This is a genomic window from Chryseobacillus diguaensis, assembly GCF_049220665.1.
Taxonomy (GTDB): Bacteria; Bacillota; Bacilli; order Bacillales; family Bacillaceae; genus Metabacillus_B.
In genome coordinates this window covers 144,275-161,125 of sequence record NZ_JBMKNV010000009.1, presented here as the reverse complement: position 1 = coordinate 161,125, position 16,851 = coordinate 144,275, and the positions used below count along the sequence as shown (strand labels likewise).

Below are 16,851 nucleotides of genomic sequence, written 5' to 3'. Positions count from 1 at the left end.
TACTTTTGCTGCCATGAACTTAAAGAAGATGGCAACTTGGACTTGGGAATCTGGAAAAATGGCATAAAAGTATCCAAGGAAGAGGTCTGTAAAGCATTAAATTACTTAAAAATGAACAAAAAGGCATCCGGATAGAGACATCCGAATGCCTTTTGTCTACAAACTGAAGCTGTCTGAAGACAGCTTTTCTTTGTTTTCATTCAGCCTACGAACTGCTGAAGCAATTGATTAACTTCTTTTGCAGTTTCAGGTGAAGTAATAATGGCAATTTTCTTTAGAAGATCTTTCCGCTCCTGCTCATTAAAAACATTTATGTTTCTTCCCTGTATCAGCGAGACGATTTGGGACGCCTGTTTTTGATTTAAAGACAGACTGTTTTGCTTTGCCAGCTGCAAGAGCTCAGCTTCATTGATGTTGTTTAGCTTTTGATTGATGATCTTTTGAAATAGTATCATTTTTCAATCCCCTCCTCTCTAAACAATGTATGGGCGCATTCTCAAAAGGTGCATTAATTTAAAGGTGAATAGGGGGCAAGAACTGCAGCTTTACAAAAGGAAAAAGCACATGTATAATTTTTACGTTGAGTTATCGTTCATTAGAATGGTTTGGCAAAAAAGCCGCCATTTTCTTTTTATAGTATAAATCGTAATCATTCTTAAATAAGTTGCCTTTTGAAAGGCCGTATTTCACTGAACATCAAGGAGGGAACGGATTGTCCGAACCTATTATTGAAATCAAACATTTATCATATCAATATGACAGGCAGCGTGTGCTTGAAGATATTAGCCTGTCAGTCAACGAGGGAGCTTTTTTAGCGCTTGTTGGACCAAACGGTTTTGGAAAAACGACGTTGCTGAAATGCCTTCTTGGGCTGCTAAAATTACAGCAAGGTGAAATAAAGCTGTTTGGAACACCCATAACGAAATTTAAACATTGGAACGAAATTGGATTTGTATCTCAAAAGGCCAATAGCTTTAACAGCGGATTTCCGGCAACAGTGCACGAAGTGGTCTCAAGCGGTTTAACATCCAAGATCGGAATGTTTAAACGTTTCAATAAACATCATCATCAAAAAGTTAGAGATGCCATAAGAGAAGTGGGAATGTCTGAATTTGAAAACAGAAATATCGGGGAGCTTTCCGGGGGCCAGCAGCAGCGTGTTTTCATTGCGAGGGCGCTAGTAAGCGAGCCGAAACTTCTCATTTTGGACGAGCCTACTGTCGGCGTAGATGCAGAAACGGTACAAGGATTTTACAAAATGCTCAGGGAGTTAAATAACAACCTCGGGATTACTTTGATTTTGGTCACTCATGATGTGGGGATTGTAACAGATAAAATAACCCATGTGGCCTGTTTGAATAAAAGCCTTCATTTTCATGGCGATCCAAAGGAATACGAGGAAAAGAACAACCAGAGCCTTTCAGATATGTATGGACACCCTGTTCATGCGATCACACATGAACATCATCACCATGGAGGATATCAATCATGATCAGTCACATTTTCGCACTGGAATTTATACAAAATGCTTTTTTATCGGGGCTGCTGATTGGTCTGATTGCACCACTCCTTGGCGTTTTTGTTGTTGTCCGCAGGCTCTCGCTTATAGCCGATGCGTTAAGTCATGTTACTTTAGCAGGCATCGCAGCCAGCCTTTTACTAGAAAAGAAAGTCGCTTTGTTAACCGGACTTAATCCGCTTTATCTCGGAATGACCTTTTCAGTTGCAGGATCTTTTTTCATTGAAAAGCTAAGAACGGTTTATAAGCATTATCAGGAATTGGCCATTCCGATTATTTTATCGGGCGGTATAGGTGTTGGGGTTATTTTTATATCTCTTGCCGATGGGTTTAATACAGATTTGTTCAGCTATTTATTTGGCAGTGTTTCGGCTGTAACCCGGACGGATCTTTGGATTATTGCGGCGATTTCACTATTCGTTCTTCTTGTTATTTATGTCCTTTATAAGGAATTATTTCTGCTTTCGTTTGATGAGGAACATGCAGCGGCATCAGGGATCAAAGCAAAGTGGATTCATTTCATTTTTATTTTTACCGTTGCCCTTGTTATTGCGGCTTCCATGCGGATTGTAGGAATTCTTCTTGTTTCTTCTCTGATGACTTTGCCGGTGGCAGCAAGCATCCGAATTGCGAAAGGATTTAAACAAGCGATCTTTTTTTCTGTTCTTTTCGGAGAAATATCTGTTATCATAGGATTAATATTAGCCTACCAGCTGAGTCTTGCTCCCGGAGGAACCATTGTAGTCCTTTCGGTGATCATCCTAATCGGCTCCATCATTTGGAGCAAGTATAAGAGGAGACCTGCATGATGAATGTTCAAGAAGCGTTATCCATGTTAAAGGAAAAAGGATTTAAATATACAAGCAAGCGGGAAGAAATGCTGTCCTTTTTTGCCGGGTCCAATAAATACCTTACAGCCAGGGATGTATTGACCTTCATGAAAGATGATTATCCTGGGTTGAGTTTTGACACCATTTACCGCAATTTATCGCTTTTTGCGGAGATGGACATTTTGGAAACAACAGAACTGGCAGGTGAAAAGCATTTTCGGTTTTCCTGCAACGCTGTTCATCACCATCATCATTTTATTTGCATGAGGTGCGGAAAGACGAAGGAATTGCATTCATGTCCTATGGAAAAACTGCATGATGATTTGCAAGGTTATGATGTGAGCGGCCACAAATTCGAAATATACGGCACATGTCCAGAATGTGTTTAAATGGTTATACAAAAAAGCTTGCACATTATTTCATGTGCAAGTTTTTTTCTATTACATATTGATTGACCCATTTTTCTGCTTCTAGCCAGTTAGAAACCCGGATCACTTTTTCCGGAACAGGATCCTGATTATACGGGGTATTAAAAAGAATGACAGGTATATTGCATTCTTCACTGATCATACAGGCGTTATCATGTTTATCCTCAAAAAAGACATCAATGCGATGTTTTTTGACGGTTTCGATTTTATCATGGGTGCCTACAAGCTCAATATGATGATAAGAAAGATTGTTTTCATCAAACCACTTTTTTGTTAAGTCAAACAAGTTTTTTTTGCGTGCGCTGATAAAAATCAGCTGATGGCTCTCTTTCCAATGATCAAGGATCGGTTTGGCATTAGGGGAGAGAGGAGCTTCGCTGTAAATGATCGGTTCAAACTTCTCCATCCATTCATCTAATTCTGCTTCACTTACCTTTATCGCCTTTGTCAGATCATAATCCATGATATCCTCAAGTGTAATATTTATGCCGAAGGATTTATTCAGGTAGGGGACAAACGTCTCAGGCGGTGTTATGGTTCCATCAATATCTATTCCAAAGCGAATCAATAAGGCACACTCCCTTACAGGTTTTACATAAATGGGTTATTTTATTAGTGTATCATATTAGGTAAACAAAAATATTTGTATGCCTCTATCATCATTCAAAAGAATATTGACATAAGCAGTAAACTTTAACAGGCATACTTCCTCCCGTATGTTTTCATACTAATAATGCTCCTTATAGATGAAAGCGAGGGGATTCCCGTGGAACACGAAAAACGATCTGGCAGGACTTATAGCGGCCAAAATATAACAAGCAAGAGAGAAGAAAAGGAAGATCTCACAGAAGAAAAGCGTGAGGCAGGAGAGGTTTCTGAAGATGATTTCGATATGACCTCTGCCATCATGCCGGCGCCGGTTGGGGCTGTAACAAAAGTGGATCACCATGATCACGGTTATGATGAGGAAACTGCTGCAGAGTTTGCAGCACCCGCAGGCACAGTAAGAAGCCATGACCGCATAAATCATGATCGGGATCATTCTGAAGAACCAGCAAGAGAAGGGGCAAACAGAAGTACAGGTTATATTGCCTTAGCATTGTCAATTATCGGCTTATTCATTTTGCCGGTCATTTTAGGAGCAGCAGGGATTATTGTCGGCTTTGTAGCACGCCGAAAAGATGCAAAAACAATGGGTAACTGGGCTATAGGGATTGGGATAGTAGCTGTCCTTATGGGACTGTTTATTACTCCGTTCTATTAAGGCATTCTTAAAGATCAAAAAAAGGAGCTGGGGATATTTCCCCGGCTCCTTCTTTGACCGATATTAAGCCTTAAGAGCTGCTTCTTCTGCTTCAGCTTTTTGCTTTGCAAAATATTCTGCTGCAATAATATCAATTTCTTTTTTCAATTCGTCCACCATTGTTTCTTCCGGGACTTTACGGACAATTTGGCCTTTCCGGAAAAGCAATCCTTCTCCGCGTGCACCTGCAATGCCAATATCAGCTTCACGTGCTTCACCAGGGCCATTTACCGCACAGCCCAGGACAGCTACTTTAATTGGTGCTTTGATCGTTGATATATATTCCTCAACATCATTGGCGATGCTGATTAAATCAATTTCAATACGTCCGCATGTAGGGCATGAGATGAGAGTCGCTGCATTAGAAGCAAGACCGAAGGATTTCAAAAGCTCTCTCGCTACTTTTACTTCTTCTACAGGATCCGCACTCAATGAGATGCGCAAAGTGTTTCCAATACCCATATTTAATATGGCTCCAAGGCCTGCCGCACTTTTGACAGTTCCGGCAAAAAGCGTTCCGGATTCTGTAATTCCAAGATGAAGAGGATAGTCAAACGCTCTCGATGCTTTTTCATAAGCTTCGATGGCAAGGTTGACATCAGATGCTTTCATGGAAACAATAATATCGTGAAAATCCAGATCCTCAAGAATTTTGATATGGTGAAGGGCACTTTCCACCATTCCGTCAGCGGTAGGGTATCCATATTTTTCGAGTATTTTTTTTTCGAGTGAACCGGCATTAACACCAATTCGGATTGGAATTCCTTTTTCTTTTGCTGCTTTCACAACAGCTTCAACTTTTTCTTTACGGCCGATGTTTCCGGGATTGATCCGGATTTTATCTGCTCCGCCTTCAATGGCTTTCAGAGCCAATTTATAATCAAAATGGATATCTACAACAAGAGGAATATTAATGCGCTTTTTAATTTCCGAAATAGCGTTTGCCGCTCGCTCATCAGGACATGCAACACGCACAATCTGGCAGCCTGCCTCTTCAAGACGCTTGATTTCAGCAACTGTTGCTTCTACGTCATGAGTTTTGGTTGTTGTCATGCTTTGTATAATTAACTCATTGTTTCCGCCGATCGTTAAATTACCAACCTTAACGGGACGAGTTTTCGTACGATGTGTAATTTCACCCACGAGTGGATCTCTCCTTAAATAGAGTAATCGGCAAAAAGTTATGCCGGGTCTGCTTTTGGATTAACCAAATCATCCCTTCATATTGTAACAATGTATATGTCTTATTGACAAGGAATTCGCGGTTCCTTATTTTTTATAAACGGGAAATTTGTAGGTTTTTCCGATAACGATTTGTTCCGCTTTTGTCCCAGGGTTCAAGGCTTCGAAGTCTTTTATGGACTTTTCAATTGAAAGATTGGGCGAGGAGCTGCTGTTTAAACTTTCCATTACAGATAATACTGTATCACCTGACTGAACTTTTACTGATTCGTAACCTTTATGTGAAACTTCGACTGTGGAAACTTCCGCAATTTTTTCCTGGGCATGTGTTGTAACTGCGGGTAAAGTTCCTTTCGATAAGTCATAATAAACGATATAGCAAAGAAAAGATAGTATCAAAAGAAAGAGAGAACGTTTCATTTTAAGGACCACCTCTCTGATTTACCGTACATAATTTTCATCATTAGAAGCACGTTAAGAGTTTAGCCGGGTTGTTACTACATTGTATGCTTGTCCTCACAAACCATTCATAGAAGAGGGAACGAATTTGAAAAAAACATTCATGATAACATTGATTATTGGCATGCTACCATTTTTAATGGTCCTGGGAAATTCTATGCTGATTCCGCTTCTCCCTCAATATGAGGGTGAGTTGAATTTAACCAGTCCCCAAGCAAGTATTATTCTTAGCATTTTTAGTATTCCTGCAGCGTTAATCATTCCATTTGCAGGTTTTTTATCAGACCGGTACGGCCGCCGGAAATTAATTTTAATTTCGATGGCGGTTATTACAATAGGAGCTTTGCTCTGTATTCTGTCAGGCTTTATTAATAAGGGGGCAGCATATCACACGCTGCTTGCAGGCAGGTTTATTCAGGGGCTTGGTACTGGTGGGACAACGCCTCTTGCAATGGCATTAATCGGTGATGTATTCATTGGGGAAGAACGTTCAAGGCAGCTTGGCATATTAGAAGGGTTCAATGGATTTGCCAAGGTCGTTGCTCCGATCGCAGGCGCTGTACTTGCTCTATTTAGCTGGTATGCCCCTTTCTTTATTTTCCCGGTAATTGGAGTCTTAACTGGGGCAGGGATCTTTTTATTGATAAAAAAAGCTCCTTCAGGAGATAAAACCATTAAATTTAACGATTATCTATCCAATATTGGAAAAGTTGTTAAGCGGGAAAAAGGATGGCTTTTTGCTGCATATTTATATGGAGGTACAGGGCTGTTCCTGCTTTATGGGCTGCTTTATTACCTTGCATATTTAATAGAAGAAACTTATCATATAGACGGATTTTTTAAAGGGTTTTCGTTTGCCTTTCCCTTGATCTCCATGACAATTACTTCCTATTGGACCGGGAGAAAAATAAAAACAGACCATCACTTAATGAAGCAGTATTTAGCAGTGGGGAGCTTGATGATGTTTGTTTCCTTCATGTGTGTTATTGTCTTTCAAAATTTTTCATTTCTGCTGTTTTTTCTAACAGTGGGTTTTGGAGGGCTGGGGTTTATACTGCCTTGTATTAATACCTTTATAACCTCAAGTGTAAAGGATTCGGAGAGAGGATTCGTAGTTGGACTTTACGGGCTGGCAAGGTTTTCTGGTGTTGCACTTGGCCCGATTGTTTACAGTGTTTGGATGAATACTCCTGAACAGATGTTTTTATACTCCTTTATCTTGCTCGCATTCAGCCAAGCCTTATTTTGGATTTCTTTTTACCGGAAAAAGATTCAGCAGCTTTTATCAGCAAAATTTTCATAGACTCTATAGTGACAAATAAAAAGGCAGATCCATTAGATATTTATGGATCTGCCCTTTTCTCTTTCATGCCAATTTTTTATTCGACGTCGAACCAGGAATTTCTTTTAAGGCCAAATAGAAAAGCACGATGTGAATAAACCAATTGAGAAGGCCTGGACTTGGCACATTTGCTTGTAAAGCACCCATGATAGTGAAAAACAAAGTTCCAAGCGTAACAGAATAAGCAGAAATAACCCAGAGATTCTTGTAATTCGCTTTTTTGCCGGCCAGCTTTTTTAGCAGCAAACCGATTAAAGCAAGAACAGTTACTTCTATAAATTTTGAAGCGCTTGAAAAGAAGTAGACAATAAAGGCTAAAACACTTAAAAGAATTGGTTTCATTGAATTAAGCTGATTCAGTATATCGACTATCTCAGCTTTTGTTAAATCCACATTACCTGTCATATTATATGTATAACTCTGTGATTGGCCTCCGGATACCATAATAAACTGGTTTTTTAACAATCCCACTGCATTTTCCTTTTGCTCCATTTCTTTAGCTCCGTATTTGCCGCTCGAGTCAAATACAATAATATAATTTCCGATTTTTTTTTCAATCGGATCTTTGGCATCTGATTGCAATGTTCCGTTCACAATTTGAAAATCAGGAAAATCTTTTTTTACCGTTTGATCAAAACTGGATAAGCCTGTAACGATTGTGCTTCCCAGAAAGAACAGAACAGGAAGAATGGAGATAAGAGAGAGAAGAAAAACGTATAAAATGGTTTTTCCTATTCCTTGAAATCGAAAGGATGCTATGGTTTTTGGAGAATGTGTGCTTTTATAAAATTGGGTGAACAGGTTCAAGTGACTCACTTCCTTCTTTAAGACTCCGGCTTAATTTTAGTATGAACTTCTATATTATACAAGATAACAGCTAATCGGGCATTACAGCTCAAATTCAGGATATTTATTAATTTTTTGTAAAGGTTGTATCAGTGAATCAGAAAAAACTTTACAATAAATATACGTATGGTTAATAATTGTGTAGGATTAATGGTTTATACAGGCTCTTTTCTTAAACTTTATTGTTTTTTCTTTCAATTAAGCGAATATCAAGCTAAAATACAACTGTAAATTTTAAGAAAAGATGCCACGAAGCTTATCTTTATGCGTGTCATAAGACCGTACGAATAGCAGCGATTTTTGCGAAAACAAGTTTTATATAAGAGATAGAAGAGTTGACCTTAAAGGGGTTGAAGAGGTTGGGCATCAGCATCCAAGAGTTGATCTTCCAGTTTATTGGGGGACTCGGGATCTTTCTTTTTGGCATAAAATATATGGGAGACGCATTGCAGCGTGCAGCAGGAGACAGGCTGCGGGACAGTCTTGATAAATTTACATCAAGTCCTTTTTACGGAGTATTGACCGGAATGATTTTCACCATTCTGATTCAGTCAAGCAGCGGGACAATTATTATAGCCATAGGCCTTGTGAGTGCCGGCTTTTTAACATTGCGCCAGGCAATCGGCATCATCATGGGAGCTAATATTGGAACAACTGTAACAGCCTTTATTATCGGCATCAGGGTGGCTGAATACTCACTTGTCATCCTTGCGGCAGGTGCTTTGCTGCTATTCTTTTTTAAAAGCCGGAAAATACATAACGCCGGACAGGTTATTTTTGGTTTTGGAGCACTTTTTTATGGGCTGGAACTTATGGGGAAAGGAATGGAACCTTTAAGCAGTGTAAAAAGCTTTCATGATCTTGCTTTAGGGATGGGTTCAAGCCCGCTTCTAGGCGTTTTAGCGGGGACTCTTTCAACTGTCATTGTTCAGAGTTCAAGTGCAGCAGTTGGGATTTTGCAGGAACTGTACTCTCAAAATCTTATTGATCTTAAAACCTCGCTCCCAGTTCTTTTTGGAGACAATATTGGAACAACCATTACTGCTGTACTTGCATCGATTGGCGCATCAATCTCTGCCAGAAGAGCAGCTCTTGCACATGTGACGTTTAACTTAATAGGTGCAGTAATATTTCTATTGTTTCTTCCGCTATTTTCCACCTTTATTGAATCGGTACAAACGAATCTCTCTCTTAATCCGAGACTTACGATTGCTTTTGCGCATGGAACGTACAATGTGATCAATACCTTGCTGCAGCTTCCGTTTATAGGGGCGCTTGCCTGGTTTGTAACAAAATGCATTCCCGGGGACGAAACCATTGCCGCTTACAAAGCGAAGCATCTTGATCCAGTTTTTATAGAACAATCCGCATCAATTGCCCTTGGACAGGCAAAGGAAGAAATTTTAAAAATGGGCAAGCTTGCAGCAGCTGGAATGAAGGAAACAGCTCTGTATTTAAAAACGAATCAGCAGAAGCATGCTGATACAGCTTTACAATTAGAAGATGCCATTAACAATCTTGACAGGAAAATTACAGATTATCTCGTTCTAATAACGAGTAATGTGCTGACAAGAGGAGAATCGGAAGAGCATTCAATCTTGCTTGATACTGTTCGGGATATTGAGCGGGTGGGAGATCATTTTGAGAATATCATTGAGCTCATTGACTATCAGCTGTCAAACAAAGTGAAACTCACTGAGGATGCCATTTTGGATCTAGAGTCTATGTTTCAAATTGCATCTGAAGCATTTTTGGACGCAATGGAGGCTCTTGACGATAAAGATAGCGGAATTGCAAGCAAAGTGCTGCAAAAAGAAGAGATCATTGATGGCATGGAACGCAGCTTAAGGAAAAAACATATCATGAGAATAAATGAAGGTTCCTGTTCCGGCCAAGCTGGAATCGTTTTCGTCGATATCGTAAGCAACCTTGAGAGGATTGGTGATCATTCCGTTAATATTGCAGAAGCTGTGCTAGCATACAGGATTTAAACTGACATCCTCAATTCAAAAAAGGTTAAAATAGTGTAAATATAGAAATAATGTAAGCAAGAATGTATGCTTACAGGAGGATTTAGATGGACTTTTTATATTGGGCACTAATTGTAATCATGTTTATCATAGCGTTCGCAGGGCTTGTTTATCCAATCATTCCTAGTGTTGTGTTTATAATCGGAGGCTTTGTGCTTTATGGAATCTTTTACGGATTTTATAACTTGGGATATATTTTTTGGATCATAGAGGGAATTTTCACAGCAGTTCTTTTTGCAGCAGATTATGTGACCAATCTGATTGGAATAAAGAGGGTAGGCGGCAGCAGGGCTGCCATTTGGGGAAGTACAATAGGATTGATTATTGGACCGTTTGTTATCCCTGTAGCAGGAATCCTGATTGGACCCTTTGCCGGAGCTGTACTGGCAGAATTGATTGTTCATCGAAAAGATTTCGGAACTGCTGTCAGAGTAGGTGTAGGATCCTTAATCGGTTTTATATCAGGTGCTTTTGCAAAAGCGGTTATCCAGCTGATTATGATCGGATATTTTCTTTTTACCGTATTGTAACTTAGGTTGACAGGCAATTTGAGTGAATGGTACCGTTTATATAGTAGCTTGCTGACTTTAGGACCCTTAGCTCAGCTGGTTAGAGCAGACGGCTCATAACCGTCCGGTCGCAGGTTCGAATCCTGCAGGGTCCATAATTCATTTGCAGAATTAAAACCGCATGCAGCTTTTCAAAAGAACAGGCTATAGCATAGCCTGTTCTTTTTGTTTGCTGATTGATTTATGGAAAGGCTGTTTTCGCAAAGATTGTTGCTATTCGTATAGTCTTAGACCACGAATAAGATTCGCTTCGTGGCATCTTTTCTTAAAATTTGCTATTCACTTAAATGGATGAAAAAACAACAAAGTTTAAGAAAAGAGCCTATGGAAATGACGAATGATGAAAAAACAAAATGTGAGTTAAAATTGTATATATGAATAGGAAGGCGGTATCAGGGGATGATAACGTTATCTTTTTTAAGGCATATTCTTTGAAACGTCCGTCCAATTTTGGTAATCTGAGAATGGACGAATGATGAACAGCCGTTTATCATTTTTACACAAATACATATTAATAGGAGGAGATTAAAATGGCTTATCAACTTCCAGAACTGCCGTACGCATATGATGCATTAGAACCTCATATTGACAAAGAAACAATGAATATTCACCACACAAAACACCATAACACGTATGTAACAAACTTAAATGGTGCTTTAGAAGGTCATGATGATCTTCAAAACAAGAGTGTAGAAGAATTAGTAGCGGATCTTAACACTGTTCCTGAAGACATTCGCACTGCGGTTCGCAACAACGGCGGCGGACATGCTAACCACAGCTTTTTCTGGCAAATTCTTTCTAAAGATGGCGGAGGAGAGCCGACTGGTGAATTAGCAGATGCCATCAGCAGCAAATTTGGCAGCTTAGATCAATTTAAAGAAAAATTTGCAGATGCTGCTAAAGGCCGTTTCGGTTCCGGCTGGGCTTGGCTTGTTGTAAACAACGGCGAGTTGGAAATCACAAGCACTCCTAACCAGGATTCTCCTTTAATGGAAGGTAAAACACCAATCGTTGGCTTGGATGTTTGGGAGCATGCATATTACCTTAACTACCAAAACCGCCGTCCTGATTACATTTCAGCATTCTGGAATGTTGTAAATTGGGATGAGGTTTCAAAACGTTATTCTCAAGCAAAATAATGAATGATAAAAGAGGAGCGATTTTTGCTCCTCTTTTTTATAGGCTCTTTTCTTATACTTTGTTGCTCATGAGACTATATTTAAGTCCTCGAAACTATTGGTATGGCAAAAACTTTGATAAAAGATGCCCTGATTAAAGTTTAAATGCGTGATAAAAGGATTTTACGAAAAACAATAATCTCTGCGAAAACCGCCTTTTTATGTGAAAGGAATAATTTGCAGACTAATTCTCAAAGTTTTTCGCACTTCACTCAGACCGCCGTAATATGAAAAATCAATGATTTATGCAAATTTGTGATGCATTTATCTTTCATTAAAACACGTTTTGTATACATATCTCCCTTTTCTCAAGGAAAACTAACCTCTAGAGAAAGGGAGTTTTTTTATGACAAAGTTTCAAAAGGTAATCGGTGAAATTGAAGTCAATCGAGAGCTTGTTTTCCTATTAGTAATCGGTGGGTTGTATTCTCTTGGGATCTCGTTATCCAATACGTTTGTCAACGTATACTTATGGAAACAAACGGGTGACTTTAAGGATTTGGGCATTTACAATCTGGCTGTAGTTATCTTTCAGCCGCTTACATTTATACTTGCAGGGTGGCTCGCTAAAAAAATTGACAGAGTTATTGTACTTAGGCTGGGAGTTCTGTTTTTATCTGTGTTTTACATATGTGTTCTCAGTATTGGCCAGCAAGCCAATGAGTTTCTATTCCTGCTTGGTGCATTGCTTGGAATCGGGTACGGATTTTATTGGCTTGCTTTTAACGTTTTGACTTTTGAAATTACGGAACCGGAAACGAGAGATTTTTTTAACGGTTTTCTCGGTATCCTGACTTCTTCAGCAGGTATTATTGGCCCGATTGTTGCGGGTGCTGTTATTTCCCGCTTCATTAATAATACCGGCTATAATGTCATTTTCACTATTTCTTTATTGCTATTTGTTGCAGCTGTCTTTCTAAGCATGGCCCTAAATAGAAGGCCTGCACATGGTATGTATGTTGTCAAAAAAGTTCTCGCAGAAAGAAAACGGGATAAAAACTGGCGGCTAATTACGTATGCTCATTTTTTTCAGGGACTGAGAGAAGGAACGTTTGCGTTTGTTATAGGAATCTTTGTCTATATAACGTCGGGAAGTGAATTAGCCCTCGGAACATTCGGTCTTGTCAATTCCGCTGTGGCTTTTATAGCCTATTATTTCGCCTCAAGATTAATTAAAAAAAATATGAGGAAAAGGGCAATTTTGATAGGCGGAATCATTCTCTATTTTTCCCTCTTCATTATTATGATGAAGATGAGCTTCCCAAATCTTCTTTTATATGCTGTTTGTATTGCTGTAGCCTATCCTCTTCTGCTTGTTCCGTATGTATCCCTTACCTATGATGTTATAGGGCGGGCGTGGAATGCAGCTGAAGCAAGAATTGAGTATATCGTCGTAAGGGAGCTTTATCTCAACTCTGGCCGGATTGTATCATTACTATTGTTTATAGCAGCTGTTTCATTGTTTAACCAAAAATACAGTTTGCCCGTTCTTCTCGCAATAGTTGGAGCAGGACATTCGCTGATCTATTTTTGTGTAAGAGGGATTTTTCTGCCTGAAAGCGAAGAAGCAATAGAAAAAGATAACAGGCCTAATACAGTTACAGAGTCAAATCTTCTCGACGGGGAAAATGGAACATAACAATTAGATGACAAAAAAACGAATAGGTAGATAAAGACCAATTGAAGCCATACAATAAAAAGAGGACACCTATTGATGGTGTTCTTTTCTTTCTTTGGCATAAAAGGGACAAGCTTCGGGAAATTTCTTTTAATATAGCTGTGCAGCTCAGTATAAACAGCCTCCTTGAGGCCTTCTATTTTTTCTCATTAGTGGAGGCAAACGCCTGCGCTTTCAACTATTACTTAAGCAAGGGTGGAATAGAATGAGTAAGAGGGAAAAAGAACAAAATCAGAAAAAGGTTCAAAAAGGTTTGCCTATCCGTCTGAATTTGCTGTTTCTGCTGATATTTTTGGTTTTTACAGCAGTAATCCTCCGGCTTGGCATCCTTCAAATAATTAACGGAACATCCTATGAAAAAGCAGTTCAGAAAAAACAGGAAGTCAAAATCAGCACCACAGTACCGAGAGGGAAAATCTTCGATCGGAATTATAATCCGGTAGTGGATAATAAACCGTTAAATGCCATTACATATACACGATCAGAGGAAGCGACCCAGCAAGAACGCCTTAGAATTTCACAGCAGCTATCGCACATGATTAAAAAAGACACCTCTAAGCTAACAGAACGTGATCTCAAGGATTATTGGATATTAACAAGACCAAAGGAAGCAAAAAAGAAAATTACTTCTAAAGACAGAAAAAAAGCAGACGATGGTACTATAAGCAATGCGAAGCTTTATGAACTGCAAACGTCCCGTGTAACGAAAAAAGATCTCGCAGGGATTAACAAAAATGAGCTGGAAATAGCTGCGATTAAGCGGGATATGGATAATGGTTATTCAAATACACCTCAGATCATAAAAAATATAGGAGTTACACCTGAGGAGTTTGCATATGTAAGCGAACACCTCAGTCAAATGCCTGGAGTTGATGTAACGTCTGACTGGGAAAGAACCTATCCGTATAAGGGCATGCTGAGAACGCTGCTTGGCAATACGACCTCTTCCAGTCAAGGCCTGCCTAAGGAAAAGAAGGATTATTATCTTTCACAAGGTTACGGAAGAAATGACCGTGTTGGTACAAGCTATCTGGAGTACCAATATGAAAAATACCTTCAAGGCCAAAAGGCAATAGGGAGAAATGTGACTGATAAAAATGGAAGAATACTTAATACCATCATTTCAAAAGAAGGAAAAAGCGGAAAAGACCTTGTTATGACAGTGGATATGCAGCTTCAGCACGAAGTTGAAAAAATTATAACTGAAGAATTGCAGCGTGCGAAAAGAAAGAGAGGGACAGAGCTGCTCGACCGGGCCTTTGTGGTTATGATGAACCCGCAGAATGGAGAAGTCCTTTCTATGGCCGGCAAGCAGATTGTGAAAGGAAAAGACGGAAAGCAGAAGATCAATGATAACGCACTAGGCGCAATGACATCTTCCTATACGATGGGTTCTGCAGTTAAAGGAGCAACTGTTCTGACAGGTTATAAATCAGGCGCGATTAAGCCGGGTACAGTACAAGTGGACGAGCCGCTTTACATCAAAGGTTCTCCTCCAAAAAAATCCCACGAAAACATGGGAACAGTAAATGATCTTGAAGCATTAAAAAGATCATCAAATGTCTATATGTTTAAAACCGCTATAAAGATAGGGCAGGGCAACTATCAAAAACATAAGCCTCTTCCATTAAAAAAAGAAGCATTTTCAACTTTTCGAAATAATTTCAGCAAGTTTGGACTTGGTGTGCCAACAGGAATTGATCTTCCAAATGAAGCAAAAGGATATAAGGGTAAAATAGCGACATCCGGTCTTCTTCTTGATTTAGCCATTGGCCAGTTTGATACATACACGCCCCTTCAAATGGCACAATATGTTTCAACCATTGGAAACGGAGGCTACAGAATGAAGCCGCAATTAGTAAAAGAAGTGAGGGAACCGGATCCTAAAACAGGACTGGGTTCTGTGATAAAATCAGAACCGCCAAGCGTTCTGAACAGGCTGGATATGAAGGCTGAAAATATATCCCGTGTGCAGGAAGGGTTCCGCGAGGTTATGCAGAAAAAGGGAGGTACAGCTTATCCTTATTTTATGGGAGCAGATTATCAGCCTGCAGGAAAAACAGGAACGGCACAGGCTTTTTATGATGGACCAGATAAGAGCAAGTTTTTAACGCCTGTTTACAATTTAACGCTTGTTGGCTATGCACCGGCAAAAAAACCTGAGATTGCTTTTTCGGTTGTTGTTCCGTGGGCATATGAAAAACAAAAGAACAGCCATCCAATAAATGAATTGATTGGGAAAAGAATCATGGACAAATATTTTGAATTAAAAAAGAAACAGGCCAAAGAGAATACAGAAGAGAAAAACAAGCAAAAAATCGTGAAAAAAGTTTTAAGCAGGGGAGATGAATAAAAGACTAGTTTCGTGTCTAAAATATAAGCACTCTATAAATTAGGGATTTTTTTATAACAAATATCGACACAAAGTATCATGAATTTACAAAAGCTTAACATTTGATTAATGTTTGGTTAACAGTAAGCCGTTATTCTTTAATACGTAGGACAAAACACCGATTTTTAAAATTTTAGGGGGAATAAAGCAAATGAAGAAAGCTAAAAGTTTAGCACTATTTTTAGTTATGGCAGCTATTCTTGTTTTTGCAGCTGCTTGTGGTAACTCTGGAGATGACAAGAAAAGCACTGGCGGAGACGCTAAAAAAGCTCCAAAAACAGCAGAAGTTTCTGGTACAGCTACAGCTTCCGGTTCAACTGCATTGCAGCCACTAGCACAAGCTGTTGCTGAGCAATTCATGAATGACAATACTAAAGCTGAAATTCAAGTTCAAGGCGGCGGTTCTGGTACAGGTCTTTCCCAAGTTGCACAAGGTGCTGTTGATATGGGTAACTCTGACGTATTCGCTGAAGAAAAAGATGGTATTCCTGCAAAAGAATTGACTGACCATAAAGTTGCTGTAGTAGCTATGACAGCTGCAGTAAACCCTAAGGCTGGCATTACTGATATTTCTAAAGACAATCTTAAAAAAGTTTTCACTGGAAAAGTTAAGAACTGGAAAGAAGTTGGCGGAAAAGACATGAAGATCACTCTTGTAAACCGTCCTGAATCTTCCGGTACTCGTGCAACATTTGATAAATTTGCTCTTGATGGTGAAAAACCAGCAGAAGGCATCACTGAGGACTCATCAAATACAGTTAAAAAGATCATCTCTGAAACAGACGGAGCAATCGGTTACCTTGCAACTTCTTACTTCACTGATGACAAAGTAACTCAACTTTCTATCGATGGTGTTAAAGCTGACGAAGGAAACGTTACTTCTGGTAAATTCCCTGTATGGGCTTATGAGCACGTTTATACAAAAGGCGAAGCTAAAGGCGTTGCGAAAGCATTCCTTGATTACATGATGACTGATGCAGTTCAAAACGAAGTTCTTCCTAAACAAGGTTACATTGCTGTAACAAAAATGAAGGTTGAACGTGACGCAACTGGAAAAGTTACTAACAAGTAATTCTAGGTAATGCTACAATCAAA

General features: G+C 39.3%; 16 protein-coding genes and 1 tRNA gene. 12 read left to right on the top strand and 5 right to left on the bottom strand.

The genetic code is table 11. The features are described from left to right. Positions 1 to 200: 200 nt before the first annotated feature. Entirely contained in the window at positions 201 to 455 is a 255-nt protein-coding gene (locus tag ACOT8F_RS14965) for a DUF2624 domain-containing protein (protein ID WP_421652722.1), read from the bottom strand. Positions 456 to 712: 257 nt separating this feature from the next. Between ACOT8F_RS14965 and ACOT8F_RS14960 the strand changes: the two genes are divergently transcribed. The 3 genes from ACOT8F_RS14960 to zur are packed head-to-tail and all read left to right on the top strand — an operon-like array spanning position 713 to position 2,738. Further along, a complete protein-coding gene (locus tag ACOT8F_RS14960) occupies positions 713 to 1,492 on the top strand; it encodes a metal ABC transporter ATP-binding protein (protein WP_421652721.1) in 780 nt (259 codons plus the stop codon). Beyond that, complete coding sequence (locus tag ACOT8F_RS14955) at positions 1,489 to 2,328, top strand: metal ABC transporter permease (RefSeq protein ID WP_421652720.1); 840 nt, start codon at positions 1,489 to 1,491, stop codon at positions 2,326 to 2,328. The genes ACOT8F_RS14960 and ACOT8F_RS14955 overlap by 4 nt, the downstream gene beginning before the upstream one ends. Beyond that, positions 2,328 to 2,738, top strand: a complete 411-nt coding sequence (zur, locus tag ACOT8F_RS14950) for a zinc uptake transcriptional repressor Zur (protein ID WP_421652734.1) — start codon at positions 2,328 to 2,330, stop codon at positions 2,736 to 2,738. Before ACOT8F_RS14955 ends, zur begins: the two co-directional genes overlap by 1 nt. Before the next feature lie 25 nt (positions 2,739 to 2,763). Here zur and ACOT8F_RS14945 read toward each other — a convergent pair whose 3' ends face one another. After that, entirely contained in the window at positions 2,764 to 3,345 is a 582-nt protein-coding gene (locus tag ACOT8F_RS14945) for a 5' nucleotidase, NT5C type (protein ID WP_421652719.1), read from the bottom strand. Between the two features lie 198 nt (positions 3,346 to 3,543). Here ACOT8F_RS14945 and ACOT8F_RS14940 point away from each other — a divergent pair, with 198 nt between their 5' ends. Further along, on the top strand, positions 3,544 to 4,041 hold the full coding sequence (locus ACOT8F_RS14940; protein ID WP_421652718.1) for a DUF4190 domain-containing protein: 498 nt from the start codon (positions 3,544 to 3,546) through the stop codon (positions 4,039 to 4,041). 63 nt (positions 4,042 to 4,104) lie between these two features. Here ACOT8F_RS14940 and ispG read toward each other — a convergent pair whose 3' ends face one another. Next, positions 4,105 to 5,214 carry a flavodoxin-dependent (E)-4-hydroxy-3-methylbut-2-enyl-diphosphate synthase gene (gene ispG, locus ACOT8F_RS14935; RefSeq protein WP_421652733.1) on the bottom strand — a complete coding sequence of 370 codons (1,110 nt, stop codon included), beginning with the start codon at positions 5,212 to 5,214 and terminating at the stop codon, positions 4,105 to 4,107. A gap of 135 nt (positions 5,215 to 5,349) precedes the next feature. After that, positions 5,350 to 5,682, bottom strand: coding sequence for a hypothetical protein (locus tag ACOT8F_RS14930; protein ID WP_421652717.1), 333 nt, complete (start codon positions 5,680 to 5,682; stop codon positions 5,350 to 5,352). A gap of 142 nt (positions 5,683 to 5,824) precedes the next feature. Between ACOT8F_RS14930 and ACOT8F_RS14925 the strand changes: the two genes are divergently transcribed. Beyond that, positions 5,825 to 7,024 (top strand): MFS transporter, encoded by a 1,200-nt coding sequence (locus tag ACOT8F_RS14925; RefSeq protein ID WP_421652732.1) that lies wholly within the window; start codon positions 5,825 to 5,827, stop codon positions 7,022 to 7,024. 63 nt (positions 7,025 to 7,087) lie between these two features. On the opposite strand, the gene ACOT8F_RS14920 is transcribed toward ACOT8F_RS14925, so the two are convergent. Next, positions 7,088 to 7,870: a DUF1189 domain-containing protein gene (locus ACOT8F_RS14920; RefSeq protein WP_421652716.1), complete on the bottom strand. Its 783-nt coding sequence runs from the start codon at positions 7,868 to 7,870 to the stop codon at positions 7,088 to 7,090. Between the two features lie 398 nt (positions 7,871 to 8,268). Between ACOT8F_RS14920 and ACOT8F_RS14915 the strand changes: the two genes are divergently transcribed. The 7 genes from ACOT8F_RS14915 to ACOT8F_RS14885 all read left to right on the top strand — a co-directional run bounded on the left by ACOT8F_RS14915 (position 8,269) and on the right by ACOT8F_RS14885 (position 16,828). Next, positions 8,269 to 9,900, top strand: a complete 1,632-nt coding sequence (locus ACOT8F_RS14915) for a Na/Pi cotransporter family protein (RefSeq protein ID WP_421652715.1) — start codon at positions 8,269 to 8,271, stop codon at positions 9,898 to 9,900. Positions 9,901 to 9,986: 86 nt separating this feature from the next. Continuing rightward, on the top strand, positions 9,987 to 10,469 hold the full coding sequence (locus ACOT8F_RS14910; RefSeq protein WP_421652714.1) for a DUF456 domain-containing protein: 483 nt from the start codon (positions 9,987 to 9,989) through the stop codon (positions 10,467 to 10,469). Positions 10,470 to 10,529: 60 nt separating this feature from the next. Continuing rightward, positions 10,530 to 10,603, top strand: a tRNA-Ile gene (locus ACOT8F_RS14905). 435 nt (positions 10,604 to 11,038) lie between these two features. Next, a complete protein-coding gene (gene sodA / locus ACOT8F_RS14900) occupies positions 11,039 to 11,647 on the top strand; it encodes a superoxide dismutase SodA (RefSeq protein ID WP_421652713.1) in 609 nt (202 codons plus the stop codon). Positions 11,648 to 12,032: 385 nt separating this feature from the next. Beyond that, positions 12,033 to 13,325 (top strand): MFS transporter, encoded by a 1,293-nt coding sequence (locus ACOT8F_RS14895; protein ID WP_421652712.1) that lies wholly within the window; start codon positions 12,033 to 12,035, stop codon positions 13,323 to 13,325. 244 nt (positions 13,326 to 13,569) lie between these two features. Next, on the top strand, positions 13,570 to 15,717 hold the full coding sequence (locus tag ACOT8F_RS14890) for a peptidoglycan D,D-transpeptidase FtsI family protein (protein WP_421652711.1): 2,148 nt from the start codon (positions 13,570 to 13,572) through the stop codon (positions 15,715 to 15,717). A gap of 190 nt (positions 15,718 to 15,907) precedes the next feature. Then, on the top strand, positions 15,908 to 16,828 hold the full coding sequence (locus tag ACOT8F_RS14885) for a phosphate ABC transporter substrate-binding protein (protein WP_421652710.1): 921 nt from the start codon (positions 15,908 to 15,910) through the stop codon (positions 16,826 to 16,828). Positions 16,829 to 16,851 lie beyond the last annotated feature (23 nt).

Bases quoted from the DNA above. Each gene is read 5' to 3' on its own strand.
- ACOT8F_RS14965 (WP_421652722.1), bottom strand. From the start codon at position 455: ATGATACTATTTCAAAAGATCATCAATCAAAAGCTAAACAACATCAAT.
- ACOT8F_RS14955 (WP_421652720.1), top strand. From the start codon at position 1,489: ATGATCAGTCACATTTTCGCACTGGAATTTATACAAAATGCTTTTTTA.
- zur (WP_421652734.1), top strand. From the start codon at position 2,328: ATGAATGTTCAAGAAGCGTTATCCATGTTAAAGGAAAAAGGATTTAAA.
- ACOT8F_RS14930 (WP_421652717.1), bottom strand. From the start codon at position 5,682: ATGAAACGTTCTCTCTTTCTTTTGATACTATCTTTTCTTTGCTATATC.
- ACOT8F_RS14925 (WP_421652732.1), top strand. From the start codon at position 5,825: ATGATAACATTGATTATTGGCATGCTACCATTTTTAATGGTCCTGGGA.
- ACOT8F_RS14910 (WP_421652714.1), top strand. From the start codon at position 9,987: ATGGACTTTTTATATTGGGCACTAATTGTAATCATGTTTATCATAGCG.
- sodA (WP_421652713.1), top strand. From the start codon at position 11,039: ATGGCTTATCAACTTCCAGAACTGCCGTACGCATATGATGCATTAGAA.
- ACOT8F_RS14895 (WP_421652712.1), top strand. From the start codon at position 12,033: ATGACAAAGTTTCAAAAGGTAATCGGTGAAATTGAAGTCAATCGAGAG.
- ACOT8F_RS14890 (WP_421652711.1), top strand. From the start codon at position 13,570: ATGAGTAAGAGGGAAAAAGAACAAAATCAGAAAAAGGTTCAAAAAGGT.
- ACOT8F_RS14885 (WP_421652710.1), top strand. From the start codon at position 15,908: ATGAAGAAAGCTAAAAGTTTAGCACTATTTTTAGTTATGGCAGCTATT.